This is a genomic window from Rhodococcus sp. NPDC059234 (assembly GCF_042754225.1).
Classification (GTDB): domain Bacteria; phylum Actinomycetota; class Actinomycetes; order Mycobacteriales; family Mycobacteriaceae; genus Rhodococcus_G.
Window position 1 is genome coordinate 1 of record NZ_JBHZAH010000037.1, and the last position, 21,224, is coordinate 21,224.

Here is a 21,224-nt window from a genome sequence, read left to right on the forward strand (position 1 = left end):
CCGTGGGCTCCGCCGCCACCCGGGGGTGGGGGGCGGCGTCGACCAGTCCGTCCAGCGACTCCGCCCGCGCGGGAATACCCATAAGGGTGCCGGTCGGCAGCGGGTGCAGCCGGCCCTCCGACCAGATCAACGGTCGCGCCGACGACGGGTGCTCCACCTGATCGGACAGACCGAGTTCGGCGAGCAGGGCGGGCACCTCGGGCCTGCGTTCGATGAACGCCTCGGCCCCGACGTCGACCGGTCCCCCGGCCATGTCGGTGGTGCGGAGTTTGCCCCCGATCCGGTCGGACGCCTCCAGGACGACGATCCGCGCGGCCGGGCCGAGCGCGCCGCGCAGCCGGTAGGCAGCGGTCAGCCCGGAGATTCCCCCGCCGACGACGGCGACGGTCGTCACAGCGAGTGCACCAGCTCCACCACCGCGGTCAGCACGGCCGGGTCGGTGTCCGGCAGCACGCCGTGGCCGAGGTTGAAGATGTGGCCGGCCGCCCCCGCGGCGATCGCGCGGTCACCCTCCTCGGCGATGCGCCGGACCTCCCGCTCGACGGCGTCCCAGCCGGCGAAGAGGACTGCCGGATCGAGATTGCCCTGCAGCGCCTTCCCCGGGCCGACCCGCCGGGCCGCCTCGTGCAGCGGGATCCGCCAGTCGACGCCGACGACGTCGGCACCCGCCTCGCCCATCGCGCCGAGCAGCTCACCGGTGCCGACTCCGAAGTGGATCCGCGGCACGTTCGCCTCCGCGACCTCCGCGAACACCCGCTCGGAGTGCGGGAGCACGAACTGCCGGTACTCGGCGAGCGAGAGCGCGCCCGCCCAGGAGTCGAACAGCTGCACGGCGTCGACGCCGGCGTGCAGCTGCGCCTTGAGGAAGGTGATGGTGGTGTCGGCGAGCGCACCGAGCAGCGCGTGCCAGGTGTGCGGGTCGGAGTGCATGAGCGCCTTGGTGCGCTCGTGGTTGCGGCTCGGACCGCCCTCGACCAGGTAGGAAGCGAGGGTGAACGGCGCGCCCGCGAAACCGATCAGCGGGGTGTCGCCGAGCTCGCGGGTGAGCAGCGCGATCGCGTCGGTGACCGCGCCGACCTCCTCGGTCCGCAGCCGCGGCAGGGCGGCGACATCGGACGCCGAACGCACCGGATTCGCGACCACCGGGCCGGTGCCCGCCACGATGTCGAGGTCGATGCCCGCGGCCTTGAGCGGAACGACGATGTCGGAGAACAGGATCGCCGCGTCCACCTTGTGCCTGCGCACGGGCTGCACGGTGATCTCGCAGACGAGTTCGGGATTGAAGCAGGACTCGAGCATGCCGATCCCGGCGCGGATCTCGCGGTACTCGGGCAGCGAGCGGCCCGCCTGACGCATGAACCACACCGGTCGGTGGCTGGGCCGGCGTCCGGTCGCCGCCGCGAGCAGCGGTGCGTCCGCGAGCACCCGCCGGAACGGGTACCGCGCTCCGGTGGTCATGGCCGAATTCGTGTCTTCCAAGTCGCTCATATGTCCCAACGCTCTCGCCCGCCAGATGTCCTTCCCCGGCCATGCTGCCAGATCCGCGACCGGGAACCCGATTCCCGGTGTCACCGCTGGCAGCGGCCGCCCGCGCGACTCATGCGCCGATCTGACCGGCGATCCGGCGCTCGAGCTGGGCTCGTGGAGCCGACGGAAGCACGATCAACCCGTCGAGGTCCTTGCGCGCCCTCACGTACGCGCTCTGGCGCTCCTCGGCGGTGGCCGCGTCGTCCATGGCCAGCCGCAGCAGCCTCTGGGCCCGCGCGAGCCGCTCCTGTTCACGAGGGGTGAACCCGTCGCGCCGTCGGCGCTTGGCCTCCGCTTCGCCGACGTCGAAGGCGATGGCGTAGTCGTGCACCGCCTCGCGGTACTCGACCTGCGCCTCGTGGTTGCCCACCATCGATTCCGGGTCCGCCGGCCGGAGCAGGTCCGCGCGCCGCTTGGCCTTGTGGAACTCGACCGTCAGGGGTTCGCGCATGTCGGTCATCATCGGGAAGTCGAGCAGCGTCACCAGACTCATCTCGTAGCCGAACCACCGAGCGTCGGTCTGGTCGTGCTCGTCGACGATCTTGGCGATGTCCCGGCGCTGGGTCTGCTCGTCGACGCGGGTCTGCGCCTTGGCGCGGGCTATCTCGACCTTGGTCTGCTGCTTCAGTCGGTAGCGCTCCTGCCGCCGCTCGGCGCGTCGCTGGTTGGCCGCGGCGATCGCCTTGAGGGCGCCGCCGATGCTGCCGCCGAAGACAAAGATCAGCCACCAGGAGTGCGAGAGGAACTCGAGGAACTGATCCACACTCTTCATCATGCCTTCGATGCGACCGATGCACGACGAGAGGCGGCGGGGGGTCGATGCCGGTAGAACCGGCGCGCCTCCACCGACGACCATCGGGGCCGGTCTACCGTCCGCGGTGTGACCATGTCGGGATCCTCCGCCGAACCTGCACCGTTCCGCAGCGCCATCGACTCGATGCACACGGCCTCGGTTCACCCGCAGATCGAGATCGGCCCGATCCGTCCGCCGCAGCGCCTCGCGCCGTACAGCTACGCGATCGGCGCCGAGGTGCGGCATGCCGACGCCGACACCGTCGCCGAGGAATCCGAGGGCGACGCCTTCGGGCGGCTGATCCTGCTCTACGACCCGGCCGGCGACGAGGCCTGGAACGGCACCATGCGACTGGTCGCCTACATCCAGGCAGACCTCGACGAGGACCTCGCCGCGGACCCGCTGCTGCCCGAGGTCGCGTGGAGCTGGCTGGTCGATGCCCTCGAGGCGCATCACGAACCGCTGACCGCGCTCGGCGGGACCGTCACCGCGACCAGTTCGGTGCGGTACGGCGACATCGCCGGTCCGCCGCGCGCCCATCAACTCGAGCTGCGCGCGTCGTGGACCGCCAAGACCACCACGCTGGCCGGGCACGTGGAGGCGTTCTGCGAGGTACTCGCCTACGCCGCCGGGCTACCGCCCGCCGGGATCACCTCGCTGGGTCGCTGACCGGCTCGTCCCGCCCGGCGCCGGTCTCGCTCGACGTCCGCCCGACCGTCCCGGCACGCACCGCTTCGAGGAACGCGGCGACGCCGAGGGTCACCTGGTCGCTCCGGATCGAGTGGAAGATGTCGAAAGCGTGCTGCGCCCCGCGCAACTCCGCGTAGGCCACCGGGTTCGCCGACACCGCCCGCAGCCGCTCGACGAACACCCGCGCCTCGGCGACCGGGATCAGCGAGTCGTTGGTGCCGTGGATGACCAGGAACGGCGGCGCGTCCGCGGTCAGTCGCGCGAGCGGAGACGCGGCCAGGTAGTCGTCGGGGATCTTGGCGTCAGGTCCGAAGATCATCTCGCTCAGCCCGGACTCGACGCGCTGGCGCACCGCCTTGATGTCGGTCTCGGCGGCGAAGTCGTAGGCCCCGTAGAACGGAACGCAGGCCGCCACCGAGGTGTCGACCTCCTCGAACCCCGGTTGCAGCGTCAGGTCGCCGGCGGTCAACGCGATCATCGCGGCGAGGTGGCCACCCGCGGAACCGCCCGTCACCGCGAGGAAGTCGGGATCTCCGCCGAACCGGGCCGCGTTCTCCCGCATCCAGCCGACCGCCCGCTTGATCGCGATCAGGTGCGCAGGCCACTTCGCGCGGGGCGAGAGGGGGTAGTTCACCGCCGCACACACCCAGCCGCGGGCCGCCATCTCGACCATCAGCGGCAGCCCCTGGTGGTCCTTGCTGCCGACAACCCAGCCGCCGCCGTGGATCTGGAGCAGCATCGGCGCGTTCGCCGGGGTGTCCCGGTGGTGGTAGACGTCCACCCAGAACCGTTTGCCGCCAGGCGCGTACTCGAGATTGCGGACCCGCCGCACCCCCGACCGTCGCATCTGGAACGGCCGCGCGGCCGAGCGCCAGTCCAGCGGCCGGCCGGCGCCGGGATCGTCCACGCCGACCTCCGCCAACGCCGTGGCCATCTCGGCGCCCGCTCGCCGCGACGCCACGATGTTCGCCGTCAGACCCGCTGCGGAGGCCGCGGCCAGCGCCAGACCCAGCCGGTCGGCCCGGGCGCCGTGACGGGCCACGTGCACGGCGGAGTCGACGAGTGTCGCGCCGAGTTGCTGGGGCGCCAGCTCGGAGGTGAGCCAGCCGGCGAAGAACGTCGCCACCGAAGCGGGCATACCGGGCACTGGGCGAAGTGCGTTGGCGGCCAGGGCGGCGTTCACGGCCTGGCGGACCAGGAATCCATGCGACATGTGGTGCCTCTCACTACCGGAAACGGGATTCGGCGGCCCAAATCCCCTGCCTCCAATTTAGAACACGTTCTACCATTGTGCCCATGGAGAGACTAAGCGGTCTGGATTCCACGTTCCTCTATCTCGAGACACCGACGCAGTTGCTGCACGTGTGCGGGCTGATTGTTCTGGACGTCTCCACAATCCCCGGGGGGTACAGCTTCGCCGACTTCGAGTCGGAGCTGGCCGCCCGCGTACGCGGCATGCCGGGTTTCCGCCGCAAGCTCTTCGACTCCAAGTTCAACCTCGACCACCCGGCGTGGGCCGAGGACACCGACTTCGACATCAGCCGGCACCTGCACCGGATCGCGGTCCCCGCCCCCGGCGGCCGGGCGGAGCTCGCCGAACTGTGCGGCCACATCGCGAGCCAGCGGATGGACCGCACGATCCCGCTGTGGGAGATGTGGGTGATCGAGGGCCTCGAGGACGGTTCGGTCGCGATCATGTCGAAGATGCACCACGCCAACGTCGACGGCGTGACCGGCGCCGGCATGATGGCGCAGCTGTGCAGCCTCACCCCGGACGCACCCCGCCCGGAGCCGGACCCCGACCAGCGCGAGGTCGGCCGCGGCAACACACTCGACCTCGCCCTCGGCGGGCTGATCGGGTTCGCGACGCGGCCGCTCAAGATCGCCCAGGCAATCCCCGGCGGTATCACGTTGCTGCCCAAGTGGATTCGTCGCGCACGGCGCGGCGAGGCCATGCCCGCTCCGTTCACCGCCCCGCGCACCTCGCTCAACGGCGCGATCACCGGACACCGCAACATCGCCTACTCGCAGCTCGATCTCGACAAGGTCAAGCTCGTCAAGAACACCTTCGACGTCAAGGTCAACGACGTGGTCCTGGCGACGGTGGCGGGTGCGCTGCGTACCTACCTGGCCGACCGCGACGAGCTTCCGGACTCGTCGTTGGTGGCGATGGTGCCGGTGTCGGTGCACGAGACCTCCGACCGCCCCGGCACCAACCAGATCTCGGGGATGTTCACCCAGCTGGGCACGCACATCGGCGACCCGGTCGAGCGCCTCACGCAAGCCAACGCACACAACACGATGGTCAAGTCGCACAACGCCGACCTCGGTGCGTCCCTGCTGCAGGACTGGTCGCAGTTCGCGGCGCCGACGCTGTTCGGCGGCGCGATGCGGGTCTACGGTTCGCTCAGCCTGGCGGAGCGGCACCCGGTGGTGAGCAACCTGGTCGTCTCCAACGTGCCCGGTCCGCCGCTTCCGCTGTACTTCCTGGGCGCGCAGATCAAGGCGATGTACCCGCTGGGACCGATCTTCCACGGCGCCGGGCTCAACGTGACGGTGATGTCGCTCGACGGCAAGCTCAACGTCGGCCTGGTCTCCTGCCGCGAACTCGCCCCCGAACTCTGGGATCTCGCGGACGCGTTCGGCCCCGCCCTCGACGAGCTGGTCAAGGCCGCGCGCGCGAAGACACGGAAGCGCACGCGGGCAGCAGTCCGGAAATGAACGTCTCCGCGTCGAGCACGCAGGAGGCGTGCCCGGCGACCACCTCGTAGGTCGAGGCCCCGGCGATCTGCCGGGCCATCCAGCGCTGCCGCCGCGGCGGAATGATCAGGTCCTTCGCGGTGACCACCACCGACGCGGGCACGTCGAGATCGGCAATCCACGACGAGGAGTCGAACTTGCCGATCTCGGCGACCGCCCGGCCGACCGCACCGGGGGCGGTCGAACGGAACTGGCCGAGGGCCCACGCACGACTGCGCGCGTCGGAGCCGGTTCCGTGGTCGAGGCTCGGCTCGTCGGAGTCGGCGGGCACCGGTCCCGCGCCGGGTTTGATGGTGCCCATCGACGCGTTGAGGGCCTCGAGCGCCAGGCGCTCGCGGGCACCGCGACGGAAGCTGGTGGTCCCGGCGCACAGCACCATGCCCGCGACCCGGTCCGGGTGCGCGCGCGCCGCGAGCTGGGCGACCAGCGAGCCCATCGAGTAGCCGACCACCAGAAAGCGCTCGATGTCGAGCACGTCCGCGAGCGCCGCCACGTCGTCGGCGCAGTCCTCGAGGGTGAACCGGTCGGAGCGGATGCCTCGGCCGTGCCAGCGCTGGTCGAGCACTACCACGCGGGCCCTGGCTGCGAGCCGCTCGATCGCCGGGTACCAGGTCAGGGCCCCGGTGCAGGCCAGCGCGTGCAGCAGGAAGAGCGTCGGGCGCTCACCCCGGGTTCCCGCGGGGACGGGCCCGGTGTCGATGACATAGGTGCTGCCGCGGCCGGGCAGGTCCACCATCGAACCCGGCGGCACGTGCCCCACCGGGGCGATGGTCGCGAGCTTCACAGGAATCGTCCCCTCCGCGCCGATGTCGTCAAAACTGAAACCTGTTCCACCGTAGCCGGGGCCGCGGCGTGCGCAAACACTGCCCCGGACCTGCGCCGGCGGCGCGCTGCCGCACGCGAGGTGCGGCACCGCCTCCGCCCGCGTCGTAAAGTCACTGTTCATGTCTGACGTCAGCGACCCGGCGCCCGCCCACGCGGCCGAGCCTCTCCTCACCCCGGCCGACGGACTACCCGAGGTCGTGGACAACACCCGCCTGCTCGGCGAGGCGGTCGAGCGGCTCGCGAACGGCACCGGCCCGCTCGCCGTCGACGCCGAGCGCGCCTCCGGTTTCCGCTACTCGAACCGCGCGTACCTGCTGCAGTTCCGCCGCGCCGGAGCGGGCACCGTCCTCGTCGACCCGATCCCCGTGGCCGCCGACCTCGCCCCGCTCGCCGAGGTGATCAACCCGCTCGAGTGGGTGCTACACTCCGCCGACCAGGACCTGCCCGGCCTCGACGAACTCGGCCTGCGCCCGGCTGCGCTGTACGACACCGAGCTGGCGGGCCGGCTGGCCGGCTTCGACCGGGTCGGCCTGGCCGCCATCGTCGAGCGGATGCTCGGACTCGAACTGAAGAAGGGCCACGGCGCCGCCGACTGGTCGAGCCGCCCCCTGCCCGAGTCGTGGCTCAACTACGCCGCGCTGGACGTCGAAGTGCTGGTCGAGTTGCGCGACGCGATGGCCGAGGTGCTCGAGGCGCAGGGCAAAACCGAATGGGCCGCAGAGGAATTCGAGCACGTCCGGCTCGCCGGACCACCCAAGCCGAAGCCCGACCGCTGGCGCCGCACGTCCCAGATCCACTCGCTCAAGTCGACCCGCGCCCTCGCCGCGGTCCGCGAGCTGTGGCAGACCCGCGACGCGGTGGCGAGCAAGCGTGACATCGCCCCCGGCCGGGTGCTGCCCGACTCCGCCATCGTCGCGGCGGCGAGTGCGGACCCCAAGTCGGTCGACGCGCTGCGTGCGCTGCCCGTCTTCGGCGGCCCCCGGCAGCGACGCAGTTCACGGCTGTGGCTCGACGCACTCGAACGCGCCCGCGCCCTGCCCGACTCGGACCTGCCGCCGTTGACCCAGCCGTTCACCGGCCCGCCGCCGATCAACCGGTGGTCGCGCAGGCACCCCGAGGCCGCGGAGCGGCTGACGGCGGCGCGCGCCGAGATGACGACGCTCAGCGAGGAGGTGCACGTGCCGGTGGAGAATCTGCTCACCCCCGACCTGGTGCGCCGGCTGTGCTGGGACTACGAGCCCGCCGAGCACGTCGGTGCGAGCGAGGCCGACCTGACCGCACTGGTGGACCACACCCTCGACGAGGGCGGCGCCCGGCCGTGGCAGCGCCGACTCACCGGACCGGTGCTGGCCAGGGCCCTGGCCACGAAGTGAGCGGGCGGCCGCGGCGGCCCTACCGGACCCCCGCGGCCGCGATCATCAACTCGGTGCACCGCTCCACGAGGTCGGCCTCGTCGGCGTCGACGGTCCCGTCGAGCCAGGCAGTCATCACCTGCGCCAGCCCACCGACGACGAAGTGCGCCACGACGTCGAGCCGCGGTCCGGCGGGCATCGAGAACAAATCGGCCGCCTGCGCCGTGGCCAGCCCCGCGAACATCCGTGCGGATTCCAATCGGCGTTGCGCCAGAACCGAATTCACCGGAGCGGAGAAGATGATACGGCCGAGACGCGGATCCTCGGCGACGGCTCGCACGATATGGGCGACACCGGCGCGGACGAACGCGCGCTCGCTCTGCGGGGCCTCGGCAACGGCACGCAGCGTGCCCGCCGCGATCCGTTCGACGGCGTGGTCGTACACGGCGACCAGCAGCGCGTCGCGGTCGTCGAAGCTCTCGTAGAAGTAGCGCGACGCCAGACCGGCCCGCTTGCACACCCCGCGCACCGATACGGTCGCCTCGCTTCGCCCACGACCCGAGGCTGCGCCCGAGGAGCCGGCCGCGCCGAGCAGGTCGAGACCAGCCTCGATCAACTGCGCACGGCGTTCGGCCCGCCGCTGATCGCCCTCCACACCTGCGTAGACCCGCGCCGACGACGTCATGCGGTCATCATTCCACCGAAGCCTGGACGCCACACATATATGTGAGTACGGTCGTGTTCAGATTGGGAGCAAGCCGACCGAACGACGAATCCGGAGGGCAGATGTCCGTGACACAGACAGGCGGCGACGTGACGGGCGACCCGTCGGAGCAGGGTGCGTCGAGACCCGAGGCCGAACGGCGCCCGGCGCCCGTCGACCGTGGGTCCGTGCGGGCGATCGACGGTGGGCCGGTGCTCGCCCAGGTAGACGGCGTGTCCCTGATGGCAGGCGCGGCGAACGTCATCATGCAGCTCTCGTGGCCCGGCGTCGGCTACGGAGTCATGGAGAGCAAGGTCGAGTCGGGCCGGCTGTTCGACCATCCGATCAAGCGAAGCCGCACCACGCTCGCCTACCTCGCAGTGGCCGCGATGGGCACCGACGACGAGAAGAAGCTGTTCCGGAGGGGGGTCAACCGCGCGCACGCGCAGGTGCGCTCCACCGACGACAGTCCTGTGCAGTACAACGCCTTCGACCCGGAACTGCAGTTGTGGGTCGCGGCCTGCATCTACCGGGGCTTCGAGGACACGCACCGCGTGCTACGGGGCGAGTACGGCCCCGCCGAGCGCGAGTACTACTACCAGCGAGGCGCCGTGTTCGGCACCACGCTGCAAGTCACGCAGGAGATGTGGCCCGAGAACCGGGACGCATTCGAGCAGTACTGGACCGAAGCGACGAAGAAGGTGTCCATCGACGACGCGGTTCGCGCCCACCTCGACATCATCGCGCGCGCCGGTTTCGCCCACCCGATCCTCGCGAAGCTGCTCGGACCGCTGAACCTGTTCGTTACGAAGGGCTTTCTCCCGCAAACGTTTCGGGAACAGATGCACTACACGTGGACGAGCCGGGACCAGCGCCGATTCGATCGGGCAATGAAGGCGATCGCCACCGTCAACCGGTTCCTCCCGAGGATCCTGCGCGAGTTTCCCTACAACTTCCTGATGGCCGACCTGCGCTGGCGCATTCGCACCGGGCGCGCGTTGGTCTGATCGCCGGCGGACTGCAGCAGGACCACGATGCGGTCCTGCTGTTCGACCTGCGGCGGCGACAAATCCAGATTCAGCGGTAACGCCGAATCTGTCGGAGGCATCATCTAGACTCGCACACATGTTCGATTCACGTGGTCGAGGTGCCACCACCGCCCGCACCGGGCGGGGTCGTACTGGCGCGTGTTCGCCGCCCTGACCATCGACCCCGAACCCCTCCGTACGACGGTCCACAGCGACAACGCAATCGCCGCGATGGGCTCACGGATCGAAGGCGCCGTCGCCGAAATTCTCTCCGACACCACCACTCTCACCACGATCGGCGACTACGCCCGCGACGAGGACCTCCGCCAAGCCCGCAAGGTCGTCAAACGCTCGCGCGGCACCTGGTCCACTATCGAGGTCGGCCTCTCCCCCGACGAAGCCGAACAAACCATGCAGGTCCCCGCCGTACACAGCCACCCCGACCCAGGGACGCTCGCGCCGAGGGTCACGACCCGGCGAGCCGCCGCACCGATGTCGGAGCAGGTGAAGACCGCGAACGACCCGCCGCCGTTCTGAGGAGGCCCGCGGTGTTGCAGACACGAATCGCGTGTATGCGGTTTCCCCGACTTCTAGACTGATTCCGGTCGGTCTGGAGGCACCATGACAGCCACGAGCCCCGTCCTCACACAGCGAGTTGTCCGGACACAGCGAGTTGCCCGGAGACACCGAATCGTCCGGTGGGCAGTCGCCGCGACCGTCGCGCTGGTCGTAGCGACCGCGCCTCCGGTCACGTCGCCGAACGCCACCGCATCCGCGGCGGGCCTGCCACCGACCTGCCCCGACTACGCCACCTGCTATGCCATCGGCTTGCTGGCCTACACGTACGCGTATCCGCTGGTCATGACAGGCGTCACGGAGGGGGTCGGCACCAACGTGCCGAACGCGACGACGACACCGGGCCGGGCACCGGTCAACCAGTTCTCCAACAATGCGCTGCCGACCCCCGGCCCCACCGACATCGTCCTGCCGAATGTCAACACGCCTTACTCGGTCGCCTGGCTCGACCTGCGCGAGGAACCCGTCGTCATGCACCTTCCGGACCTCGGGGACCGCTTCTTTCTGATGGAGTCGATGGACGCCTGGACGAACGTCATTCCCAACTCGCCCGGCACCCGGACCGCCGCGACAGCGGGCGACTACGCCTACGTCGGGCCGGACTGGAACGGGCCGCTGCCCGCGGGGCTCACCCAGGTGTTCCGGTTCCCGACCAACACGGTGTTCATCGCCGGCCGGACCTACTCGACCGGATCCGCGGACGATCTCGCCGCGGTCACCGCTCTCCAGTCGCAGTACACCCTGACCCCACTGCATGCGTACGGCACGCCGTACAGTCCCCCCGCTCGGGCCGGCTACGAGCCGAACCTGGACACGACTGCGCCCTACACCCAGATAGACACCATGGACGCCGGGTCCTACTTCGCGAGGTTCGCGCAGTTGTGGCAGTCCAACCCGCCACTCCCCGGCGACTCAGCGGCGGTCGACGCGCTCGCACGTATCGGGCTGGTCCCCGGCAAGCCGTTCGACGTCGACCAACTCGACCCCGTGGCACGCCAGGCCCTCACGGATGCCGCGCGCGAGGGAAACAGAATCGTGGACGCGACCGCGAAGCGCACCTCACCGACGGTCACCAACTGGAACATGACCCTCGACCTCGGGGCGTACGGGAGCAGATATCTCCTCCGCGCGGCGACCGCCCGCGGCGGCTACGGAGCCAACTACTTCCGGGACGCCGTCTATGCCGGCGCCCTCGACGACAGCACCGGGCAAGCCCTCGGCGGGGCACATCGCTACACCCTGCATTTCGCCAAGGACGAGCTTCCGCCCGCCGATCCTCGGGCGTTCTGGTCGGTGACCCTGTACAACGTGCCCGGTGAAACACTGTTCGCCAATCCGACGAACCGGAACGCCCTCGGCATTCCCGCCGTCCAGGACCATCTGCCGTGCTTCGACGCCGACGGCTCGTTGACCTTCTACATCCAAGCGGCCCAACCGGATCCGACAACCGAGGCAACCAAGTACTGCAATTGGCTTCCCGCACCCGAAGGGACCTTCGTGCTCCTGCTGCGGATGTACTGGCCGGCTCAGCAACTGTTCGACGGCACGTGGATTCCACCCGCTGTCCAGCAGGCACCGTAGCCCTCGACCTGCGGCAGGTCGACGAGCCGGACCCGTCGACGGTCCGGGATATGCTGGCGCGTATTTCCCGAACAGGATCAGGGGTGGAGCATCAGCGCGCGAGAACTGCAGCCCGGCAGCGTGTTCGCAGGTCACCGGATCGAACGCCTTCTCGGGTCCGGCGGAATGGGAACCGTCTACCTCGCCAGGCACCCGAGCCTGCCGCGCCTCGTCGCACTGAAACTGCTCGATCCGGCCCTGACCGGCGATCCCACGGGGCGGGACCGGTTCCTGCGCGAGGCCGACCATGCGGCGCGCCTGGACCACCCCAACATCGTCACCGTCTTCGACCGCGGAGCCGCAGGCGACCGGAATCACCGAGCCGCACGACAGCAGCTGTGGATCTCGATGCAGTACGTGGCCGGAACCGACGCGGCCGCCCCGCTGCGCCAGCGCCCCATGCCGGCGGCGAGGGCGGTCCGGATCGTCACCGAGACGGCCCGCGCACTCGACTACGCTCACGCACACGGGGTGCTGCATCGCGACGTCAAGCCGGCGAACATCCTGCTGTCGGCACCGGTCGGCAACGAGGGCGAGCGAGTCCTGCTGGCCGACTTCGGAATTGCCAAAGGTGCCGACGCGGCGGGGATCACCCGCACAGGTACGGTCCTCGGCAGCCTGCAGTTCGCCTCGCCCGAGCAGATCCAGGGCCTGGCGCTCGACCCACGCAGCGATCAGTACTCGTTGGGCTGCACCTTCTTTCAGCTGTTGACCGGCCAGATCCCCTATCCGGGGTTCGATCCGGCGTACCTGTTGCACGCGCACCTGTCCCTGCCGGTACCGCGAGTCACCGAACGCAGGCCCGGCCTGCCGCCCGCGTTGGACGGCGTGATCGCGCGGGCACTGGCCAAGGACCCCGCTCGTCGGTATCCGTCCTGTGTCGCGTTCGCGGAGGCCGCCACGGCCGCGATGCACTCGGGACCGGCGCCGGCCTCGGTCGCGCCGGTCCCGACCACCGTGCTCGCACCCCCGACGGTCGCGCACACGGCATTCGTCCCCGCGATGCCAACCACCGCGACGCCCGTCGCGGTCACGCCCGCCACCTCGGCGCCGACTCCGGTTCCGGCCGAGCCCGCCCGACGCCGGAGCCTGGTGCCCATCGTGTGCGGCGGCGTGCTGGTCGCGGTTGCCGCGGCCGCGGCGACGGCGTGGCTGATCGGCTCGTCGAGCTCCGACTCCCCCGGCGCCCTGACCGCGGGCGGTGTCTCCGCGACCGCGCCGGAGCCGGTGCCCCTCCCCGCCGTCGCAGGCCCGCTGACCGGCGCGGCGGCCGCCCCGACCCCGGCACCGACCCCGACCCCGACCCCGACCCCGTCGCGAACGCGCCCCACGACCACGGTCCCCACGGCGGTGGCCCCACCGGCCACCCCCGTGGGCAAGGTGAAGGGCACCGACGCGCAGGGCTGGGTCGACGAGGAGGACGGGCCGCGCTGCAACCACACCGACCCGGCGGTCACGGTCGCGCGGACATCGAAGTCCGCCGTGGTGGTGTGCGAGACCGGCGAGGGCCGCTACTACTACAAGGGTGTTCGCCGCAGCGACGGCGCCGGCATCGAGCTCGACGACCCGCGTCCCACCTCGACCGGCTTCATCGCGGCCAACGACCTCGCGACGTACACCCTCGACTCGAAGTCGCTCACCATCACGCAGGCCGGCGTCGGCGTGGCCCGCGAACCCGTGCTCGAGTACCGGTTCGGCGGTCGCTGAACCGCGCCCTCTCGGCCGAGCGTCGCCTGCCGGCGATCGGCAATCTCCGTACTCGTGGACCGTCGCTGCCACCAGGACGGCGCCCTCCTGCACCCGCGCACACTCCGCGTGCCGGTACCCCCGGTATTGACGTAGACTAAGTTACCGACCGGTAGCGTGCGTGGGTCTGTGCGCTACGAGGGCAACCCGAGCCTCACCCCGGACGTTGGCGGTGAGCATCTCCACCAGGAGGAAACAGCGTGTCTCCATCCACTCAGCAGGGCCGCGGAGTCGTCTTCGTCGACGGCATCCGCACCCCGTTCGGCAAGGCCGGGGCCAAGGGCATCTACGCCGACACCCGCGCCGACGACCTCGTCGTCAAGGCCATCCGCGAGCTGCTGCGCCGCAACCCGCAGCTGCCGCCCGAGCGCATCGACGAGGTGGCCGTCGCCGCCACCACCCAGACCGGTGACCAGGGTCTGACCATCGGCCGCACCTCCGCAATCCTCGCGGGCCTGCCCGAGACCGTGCCCGGCTTCGCCATCGACCGCATGTGCGCCGGCGCGATGACCGCGGTCACCACCACCGCGTCCGGCATCGGCTTCGGCCAGTACGACGTCGTGGTCGCCGGCGGCGTCGAGCACATGGGCCGGCACCCGATGGGCGAGGGCGCCGACCCGAACCCGCGGTTCCTGGCCGACAAGCTCGTCGACCCGAGCGCCCTGGTGATGGGCAACACCGCCGAGAACCTGCATGACCGGTTCCCGACCATCACCAAGGAGCGCACCGACGCCTACGCCGTCGCGTCGCAGAACAAGTACGACGCCGCGAAGAAGGCCGGCTTCATCGCCGACACCCTCGTGCCGGTCGCGACCCGCTCCGCCGCGGGCTGGGGACTGGCCACCGAGGACGAGCCGCCGCGCCCCGGCACCACCGTCGAGGACCTCGCCGCGCTCAAGACCCCGTTCCGCCCGGCCGGCCGCATCACCGCCGGTAACGCCGCGGGCCTCAACGACGGCGCCACCGCCGCGATCCTCGCCGGCGAGGACACCGCCGCCGAACTCGGCCTGCCGGTCGCCATGCGCATGGTCGGCTTCGCCTACCAGGGCGTCGACCCCGCCGTCATGGGCATCGGCCCGGTCCCCGCGACCGAGAAGCTGCTCGCACGCACCGGCCTGAAGATCGAGGACATCGGACTGTTCGAGATCAACGAGGCCTTCGCCGTGCAGGTGCTCGCGTTCCTCGAGCACTTCGGCATCGCCGACGACGACCCGCGGGTCAACCAGTGGGGCGGCGCCATCGCGTGCGGCCACCCGCTCGCGTCGTCGGGCGTGCGCCTGATGACCCAGCTCGCCCGCCAGTTCGCCCAGCGTCCCGACGTCCGCTACGGCCTGACCACCATGTGCATCGGTCTCGGCATGGGCGGAACCGTCATCTGGGAGAACCCCAACCACGCCGATTACGAAGCCGGAGTCGCGTAATGACTGACATCGCAACCGCATTCGCCGACGAGGTCGTGACGAACGCATACACCAAGATCATCTCGGTCCCCGGCATCGAGGGCCCGGTCGCGCTGATCACCCTCGACAACGGTTTCGACCACACCAAGCCGAACTCCTTCGGGCCCGCCGGCCTGCTGGCCTTCGACAAGGCCATCGACGAGGCCTTCGCCGCGAACCCGTCCGCCATCGCGGTGACCGGCAAGCCGTTCATCTTCGCCGCGGGCGCGGACCTCAAGGGTGTTCCGTCCATCACGAGCCGCGAGCAGGGCGTCGAGCTCGGTCGCCTGGGCCACAAGGTCTTCCGTCGCCTGCGCGAGTCGTCCGTCCCGACCTTCGCCTTCGTCAACGGCGTCGCGCTCGGCGGCGGCCTCGAGGTCGGACTGCACTGCCACTACCGCACGTTCGCCGACAACGTCGGTGCGCTCGGCCTGCCCGAGGCGATGCTCGGCCTGGTTCCCGGCTGGGGCGGAACCCAGTTGCTGCCCAACCTGATCGGACCGTCGAACGCCGTCACCGTCGCGGTCGAGAACCCGCTCAACAACGGCAGGGTCATCGGCTCGCAGAAGGCCCTCGAGCTCGGCATCGCCGACGTGGTCCTCGGCTCCGCCGACTTCCTCGAGCAGTCCCTCGCCTGGGCCGCACAGGTCGTCGCCGGCACCGTCACCCCCGCCCGCCCGGAGATCGACCGCGGCGCCGGCTGGGACGAGGCCATCGCCCGCGCCAAGGCGATCGTTGCGGGCAAGACCAAGAACAACGCGCCCGGCGCGGTGCGCACGGTCGCGCTGCTCGAACTGGCCCGCGGTCTCGACCTCACCGACTCCGCGTCCCTCGACGCCGGATTCGCGGCCGAGGACGAGGCCCTCGCGGACCTGCTCGTCACCGACGAGCTGCGCGCCGGCCTCTACGCCTTCGACCTGGTCAACAAGCGGGCCAAGCGCCCCGCCGGTGCGCCGGACAAGTCGTTGGCGCGCAAGGTCTCCGGCGTCGGCATCGTCGGTGCCGGACTGATGGCCAGCCAGCTCGCGCTGCTGTTCGTCAAGCAGCTCAAGGTGCCGGTGATCCTCACCGACATCGACCAGGAGCGCATCGACAAGGGCGTGGGCTACGTGCACGCCGAGATCGACAAGCTGCAGGGCAAGGGCCGGCTGTCCCCGGACGCGGCGAACCGCCTCAAGGCCCTGGTGTCCGGCTCGCTGGACAAGGCCGCGTTCGCCAAGACCGACTTCGTCATCGAGGCCGTCTTCGAGAACATGGACGTCAAGAAGAAGGTCTTCGCGGAGCTCGAGGAGCACATCGCGCCCGAGACCATCCTCGCGACCAACACCTCCTCGCTGTCCATCACCGAGATGGCGTCCGAGCTGAAGCACCCCGAGCGCGTGGTCGGCTTCCACTTCTTCAACCCCGTCGCGGTACTGCCTCTGCTCGAGATCATCAGGGGCGAGAAGACCGACGACGCCACCCTGGCAACGGCGTTCGCAACCGCGAAGTCGCTGCGCAAGTCCGCGGTGCTCTGCGGCGACAAGGCCGGCTTCGTGTTCAACCGGCTCGTCACCCGCACCCTCGGCGAGGTCATGTCCGCGGTGGACGAGGGCACCCCGTTCGACGTGGCGGACAACGCCATCGCCGAGCTCGGCATGCCGATGAGCCCGTTCACCCTGCTCGCCCTCGTCGGCCCCGCCGTCGCGCTGCACACCGGCGAGACGCTGCAGGAGTCGTACCCGGAGCGGTTCAAGTCCTCCCCCGGCCTCGAGGCCCTCGTCGAGGCGCGCAAGCCCGGCGTGTGGACCTGGGGCCCCGAGGGCCAGACCGTCGACCCCGAGGTGGCCGCGCTGTGGCCGCAGGGCGACAAGGTCTCCACCGCCGAGCAGGTGCTCGAGCGGACGCGTCGTGCGTTCGCCGAGGAGATCGCGATCATGCTCGACGAGGGCGTCGTCGCGGCGGCCGAGGACATCGACCTCTGCCTGATCCTGGGCGGCGGGTTCGGCTTCTGGAACGGCGGCATCACCCCGTACCTGGACCGCACCGGCACCTCGGAGGCCGTCAACGGCAGGCGTTTCCTGGCCGAGGGCGTCGCGAGCGTCTAGCCGAGACGACTCACGTCACGAAACGGGCGCGATACGGGAACTTCCCGTGTCGCGCCCGTTTCGCGTGGCGGGCTGTCGGACGCGCACCTAAGCCTCCGACCTGCAAATATGGCGGAATCACGACAAATCCGGGCAAGTGGTGAAGATACGGACACATCTCGCCACGAGGACGTTTTGACGGGCTCGCGGCGCGACGGAGGCGTTAGGGTGCATGGGCCCGTCAACCGCGGCAGTACATGGCCGCGCCAAGGAAAGGCCGAAACAGAATGCAGTTAAGACGTCTGAGAGGCGGGAGAGCCACCACACGGCTCAAGCGCTCGATGCTGGTGTCGCTGGCGATGCTGCTACCGCTCGGGGTGTCGGTAGCAGGTCCCGTCGGCATCGCGAACGCGGCGTTCGACCCGAACTTCGGATACGACTTCTGGGTCGACAGCGACATGGGGCCGATCAAGTCCCGCATCTTCCGTGCCGCGGACGGCAACAGGAATCGTGTCGTCTATGCCCTCGACGGGATGCGTGCCCGCAACGACCTCAACGGCTGGGAGATCGAGACCAACGTCGCCCGCGCGCTGACCGCCGCGAACATCAACGTCGTGATGCCGGTCGGTGGCGAGTCGAGCTTCTATGCGGACTGGAACGCGCCGAGCACCTGGGGCCCGGGCGACCTCGGGTCCTCGACCGGCAGCTCCGGCGGGTCGTCGGGGCTGGGCAGCTCGGACGCTGCGGGCGACGTCGACGGCAAGGTCAACACCTACAGGTGGGAGACCTTCCTGACCCGACAGCTGCCGAGCGAGCTGGCCAAGCGCGAAGGGTTCAGATCCACCCGCAACGGTGTGTTCGGCCTGTCCATGGGCGGCAGCGCCGCGCTGACCCTGGCCGCGTACTTCCCGCAGCAGTTCAGCTTTGCGGGCTCGTACTCCGGCTTCCTCAACAATTCGGCACCCGGCATGCGTGAGGCCCTGCGCGTCGCGATGATCTCCGCCGGCGGCTTCAACATCGACGCGATGGCGCCGCCGTGGGGCCCGCAGTGGCTACGGATGGACCCGTTCGTGTTCGCGCCACGACTGAAGGACAACAACACCCGCCTGTGGATCTCCTCCGGCAGCGCGGTGCCCGGTCAGGGCGACGTCAACGACGCCCTCGGCATCGTCCAGGCCGTTCCGCTGGAGGCGCTGGCACTGATCAACACCCGCGCCTTCGAGGTCCGGATGGCCACCCTCGGGGCGAACAACGTCCACTACGACTACCCCGCCACGGGCGTGCACAACTGGAAGAACTGGGAGGACCAGGTCAACCGCATGATTCCCGACCTGTCGGCCAACATCGGCTGATTCGTCCCAGCGGACAACGTGTCCACGTCTGACGAGTCCGCGCCCCGGGGCACCTCGCCCGGGGCGCGGACTCGTCTGTGGCGCGACGGCCGGCGGACCACGAACCCCCGACGATGCGACCCCACCTCCAGCAGAACATAGGCTAGGCTACCCTATGTGCAACCGCTTCTTCGTCTCGGCATCGCCGCCCTCGCCCTCACCACCCTCGTGGGCTGCTCGACCGATTCCGGGGACTCCGTCACCGCCGCCGACGGCGGCGAGGGCGCCTTTCCCGTGAGCATCGAGAACACCTTCGGCACCACCACCATCGACAGTGCCCCCGAGCGACTGGTCACGATGGGCTGGAATGCACAGGACGTGCTCTATGCCCTCGGGCTCTCGCCGGTCGGCCAGCCGAAGTACACCTACGGCGCCACACCGGCAGGCATCATGCCGTGGACCGAGAAGTTCTACGACCCGGCCCGGACCACGCTGTACGAGGACCCCAGGGCCGGCGAACCGTCGATCGAGGCGCTCGCGGCGCTCGCACCCGACGCGATCCTCGCCCCCTACGAGGGCTTCGACAAGGCGTACTACGACAAACTCAGCACGCTCGCGCCGACGGTCGCCTACCCCGGCAAGGCCTGGCAGACCAGCTGGCAGGACCAGACCACCCTTGTCGGCAGGGCCGTCGGCAAGCCCGCCGAGGCCAGCGCCCTGATCGAGCGCCTCGGCGACACCCTCGCGCAGACCTCGGCCGCGCACCCCGAGTTCGCCGGCAAGACGCTGACCGTGGTCAATCTCGACACGGCCGCGGGCGAGGCGAACGTCTACCTCCCCACCGACCCCCGGGTACAGGTGCTGACCGAGCTGGGCTTCGTCAACGCGCCCGGCGTCGAGGTGCTGGCCGCGGACAATCCGGACGGGAACTTCTTCAAGTCGATCTCGCTGGAGAACCTCCGCGACATCGACGCGGACGTGGTGGTCGGATTCGTCAGCGGAACCACCGGTCCCACTTCCGATCCCGCGCTGGCGCAGCTCGCCGCGTTCGGCCGCGGCTCGGCGGTGGTGCTGAGCGACGAGCAGGTCGTGTCCGGACTGAGCAGCGTCAGCGTGCTGAGCATCCCGTGGGTCCTCGACAAGATCGTCCCGCAGCTGTCGGAGGCCGCCGAGCGAGCCGGCTGACCCCGTTCCGGCCCGACCCGCCGACGAATGCCGAGCACGAGAGCCGAACCCGCAGTAGCGTCGAAGTGCTCCGGGTGCTGCACGACGCAATGGAGCGTCGACCGCGGGGCGCGCTAGGGGTCGACCATGGCAAGCAGCGACACTGTGTACGGCGGCCCCGGCAATGGCGCGGCACGAGCGGACATCGGCCACGCCGTCATGTTCGCCGCCGCCGCGGCGCTCGGCGGCTTCCTGTTCGGCTACGACACCGCGGTCATCAACGGCGCGGTCGGCGCCATCCGCGACAAGTACGACATCGGTGCGGGCGGAACGGGTCTGACCGTCTCGCTGACCCTGCTCGGTGCCGCGCTCGGCGCCTGGATCGCGGGCGAACTCGCCGATCGGCTCGGCCGGATCCGGGTGATGCGCATCGCCGCCGTGCTGTTCGTGGTCGGCGCCATCGGCTCGGCGTTTCCGTTCAGCGTGTACGACCTCACCGCCTGGCGCGTGCTCGGCGGCATCGCGGTCGGCATCGCGTCTGTGATCGCGCCCGCCTACATCGCCGAGATCTCCCCCGCCGCGATCCGCGGCCGCCTCGGGTCGATGTACCAGCTCGCGATCGTGCTCGGCATCGCGGTCTCGCAGCTGGTCAACTACGCGCTCAACGCGGCCGCCGGCGGCGCCCGCAACGAACTCGCCGGGGTCGAGGCCTGGCAGTGGATGCTCGCGCTCGAGGCCGTGCCCGCGCTGCTCTACCTGGTGATGACCTACACCATCCCCGAGTCGCCGCGCTTCCTCGTGGCCCGCAGCCGCGACGAGGAGGCCAGGGTGATCATCTCCGGCCTCGAGGGCGGCGACCACGAGGCGGTGACCGTCCGAATGGACGAGATCCGCGCCTCGCTCAGCGAGCACCGGACGAAAACCTCGGTGCGAGAACTGTTCTCCAAGCGGATGGGCGTGGCGCCACTGGTGTGGGTGGGCATCGCGCTGGCCGCGCTGCAGCAGTTCGTCGGGATCAACGTGATCTTCTACTACTCGAGCACCCTGTGGCAGGCCGTCGGATTCGGTGAGGACCGGTCACTGTTCATCAGCGTGGTCAGCGCCCTGGTCAACATCGTCGGCACCTTCGTCGCGATCGCGGTGATCGACCGGATCGGCCGCCGGCCGCTGCTGCTGATCGGTTCGATCGGCATGGCCGTCTCCCTCGGCACCGCAGCCGTCTGCTTCCACTCGGCGGTCATCACCACCAACGACATCGGCGAGTCCGTGGCCACCCTGGAAGGCGTCAACGGCACGATCGCCCTGATCGCCGCCAACGCGTTCGTGTTCTTCTTCGCCTTCTCCTGGGGCCCGGTGGTGTGGGTGCTCATCAGCGAGATGTTCCCGAACCGGGTGCGGGCCGCCGCGGTCGGGATCGCCACCGCCGCCAACTGGGTCGCGAACTTCCTCGTGTCCGCGACCTTCCCGGCCCTCGCCGACTGGAATCTCTCGCTCACCTACGGCGGCTACGCGGTGATGGCTGCGGTGTCCTTCGTCGTCGTGTGGAAACTGGTCGCCGAGACCCGGGGCCGCACGCTCGAGGCCGCCGGCTGACGACCCGGTCG

18 protein-coding genes are annotated in these 21,224 nt (G+C 70.2%); 12 read left to right on the forward strand and 6 right to left on the reverse strand.

Going from position 1 to position 21,224, the window contains the following annotated elements; translation table 11 throughout:
- The 3 genes from ACFXGJ_RS10685 to ACFXGJ_RS10695 form a co-directional block, all read right to left on the reverse strand.
- Positions 1-394, reverse strand: a 394-nt coding sequence (locus ACFXGJ_RS10685; RefSeq protein ID WP_378618750.1) for an FAD-dependent oxidoreductase, incomplete at its 3' end; no start/stop codon positions are given.
- Complete coding sequence (gene hemE / locus ACFXGJ_RS10690) at positions 391-1,488, reverse strand: uroporphyrinogen decarboxylase (RefSeq protein ID WP_378618752.1); 1,098 nt, start codon at positions 1,486-1,488, stop codon at positions 391-393. The genes ACFXGJ_RS10685 and hemE, both read right to left, overlap by 4 nt.
- Before the next feature lie 109 nt (positions 1,489-1,597).
- Positions 1,598-2,302 (reverse strand): hypothetical protein, encoded by a 705-nt coding sequence (locus ACFXGJ_RS10695; protein WP_378618754.1) that lies wholly within the window; start codon positions 2,300-2,302, stop codon positions 1,598-1,600.
- A 105-nt stretch (positions 2,303-2,407) separates the two neighbouring features.
- Between ACFXGJ_RS10695 and ACFXGJ_RS10700 the strand changes: the two genes are divergently transcribed.
- Positions 2,408-2,989: a DUF3000 domain-containing protein gene (locus tag ACFXGJ_RS10700; protein WP_378618756.1), complete on the forward strand. Its 582-nt coding sequence runs from the start codon at positions 2,408-2,410 to the stop codon at positions 2,987-2,989.
- Here ACFXGJ_RS10700 and ACFXGJ_RS10705 read toward each other — a convergent pair.
- Positions 2,970-4,223: an alpha/beta hydrolase fold domain-containing protein gene (locus tag ACFXGJ_RS10705; RefSeq protein WP_378618758.1), complete on the reverse strand. Its 1,254-nt coding sequence runs from the start codon at positions 4,221-4,223 to the stop codon at positions 2,970-2,972. The two genes, ACFXGJ_RS10700 and ACFXGJ_RS10705, sit on opposite strands and share 20 nt — an antisense overlap.
- Positions 4,224-4,306: 83 nt before the next feature.
- Here ACFXGJ_RS10705 and ACFXGJ_RS10710 point away from each other — a divergent pair, with 83 nt between their 5' ends.
- A complete protein-coding gene (locus ACFXGJ_RS10710) occupies positions 4,307-5,731 on the forward strand; it encodes a wax ester/triacylglycerol synthase family O-acyltransferase (protein ID WP_378618760.1) in 1,425 nt (474 codons plus the stop codon).
- Here the strand turns inward: ACFXGJ_RS10710 and ACFXGJ_RS10715 are convergent.
- Positions 5,676-6,554, reverse strand: coding sequence for an alpha/beta fold hydrolase (locus ACFXGJ_RS10715; protein ID WP_378618763.1), 879 nt, complete (start codon positions 6,552-6,554; stop codon positions 5,676-5,678). The two genes, ACFXGJ_RS10710 and ACFXGJ_RS10715, sit on opposite strands and share 56 nt — an antisense overlap.
- Positions 6,555-6,714: 160 nt before the next feature.
- Here ACFXGJ_RS10715 and ACFXGJ_RS10720 point away from each other — a divergent pair, with 160 nt between their 5' ends.
- Complete coding sequence (locus ACFXGJ_RS10720; RefSeq protein WP_378618766.1) at positions 6,715-7,968, forward strand: HRDC domain-containing protein; 1,254 nt, start codon at positions 6,715-6,717, stop codon at positions 7,966-7,968.
- A 19-nt stretch (positions 7,969-7,987) separates the two neighbouring features.
- Here ACFXGJ_RS10720 and ACFXGJ_RS10725 read toward each other — a convergent pair whose 3' ends face one another.
- Positions 7,988-8,632, reverse strand: a complete 645-nt coding sequence (locus ACFXGJ_RS10725) for a TetR/AcrR family transcriptional regulator (protein ID WP_378618769.1) — start codon at positions 8,630-8,632, stop codon at positions 7,988-7,990.
- Between the two features lie 101 nt (positions 8,633-8,733).
- Here ACFXGJ_RS10725 and ACFXGJ_RS10730 point away from each other — a divergent pair, with 101 nt between their 5' ends.
- The 9 genes from ACFXGJ_RS10730 (at position 8,734) to ACFXGJ_RS10770 (ending at position 21,213) form a co-directional block, all read left to right on the forward strand.
- On the forward strand, positions 8,734-9,657 hold the full coding sequence (locus tag ACFXGJ_RS10730; protein WP_378618771.1) for an oxygenase MpaB family protein: 924 nt from the start codon (positions 8,734-8,736) through the stop codon (positions 9,655-9,657).
- A gap of 180 nt (positions 9,658-9,837) precedes the next feature.
- On the forward strand, positions 9,838-10,215 hold the full coding sequence (locus ACFXGJ_RS10735) for a hypothetical protein (protein WP_378618774.1): 378 nt from the start codon (positions 9,838-9,840) through the stop codon (positions 10,213-10,215).
- Positions 10,216-10,299: 84 nt separating this feature from the next.
- The gene (locus ACFXGJ_RS10740) at positions 10,300-11,835 is read left to right on the forward strand and encodes a DUF1254 domain-containing protein (RefSeq protein WP_378618777.1); all 1,536 of its coding nucleotides are present in this window, start codon (positions 10,300-10,302) and stop codon (positions 11,833-11,835) included.
- A 120-nt stretch (positions 11,836-11,955) separates the two neighbouring features.
- Entirely contained in the window at positions 11,956-13,581 is a 1,626-nt protein-coding gene (locus ACFXGJ_RS10745) for a protein kinase (RefSeq protein WP_378618779.1), read from the forward strand.
- A gap of 239 nt (positions 13,582-13,820) precedes the next feature.
- A complete protein-coding gene (locus ACFXGJ_RS10750) occupies positions 13,821-15,041 on the forward strand; it encodes a thiolase family protein (protein WP_378618782.1) in 1,221 nt (406 codons plus the stop codon).
- Positions 15,041-17,146 carry a 3-hydroxyacyl-CoA dehydrogenase NAD-binding domain-containing protein gene (locus ACFXGJ_RS10755; RefSeq protein WP_378618784.1) on the forward strand — a complete coding sequence of 702 codons (2,106 nt, stop codon included), beginning with the start codon at positions 15,041-15,043 and terminating at the stop codon, positions 17,144-17,146. Before ACFXGJ_RS10750 ends, ACFXGJ_RS10755 begins: the two co-directional genes overlap by 1 nt.
- A gap of 320 nt (positions 17,147-17,466) precedes the next feature.
- Complete coding sequence (locus tag ACFXGJ_RS10760) at positions 17,467-18,477, forward strand: alpha/beta hydrolase (protein WP_378618787.1); 1,011 nt, start codon at positions 17,467-17,469, stop codon at positions 18,475-18,477.
- 156 nt (positions 18,478-18,633) lie between these two features.
- Positions 18,634-19,641, forward strand: coding sequence for an iron-siderophore ABC transporter substrate-binding protein (locus ACFXGJ_RS10765; protein ID WP_378618789.1), 1,008 nt, complete (start codon positions 18,634-18,636; stop codon positions 19,639-19,641).
- 126 nt (positions 19,642-19,767) lie between these two features.
- Complete coding sequence (locus ACFXGJ_RS10770; RefSeq protein ID WP_378618792.1) at positions 19,768-21,213, forward strand: sugar porter family MFS transporter; 1,446 nt, start codon at positions 19,768-19,770, stop codon at positions 21,211-21,213.
- The last annotated feature ends 11 nt before the right edge of the window (positions 21,214-21,224 follow it).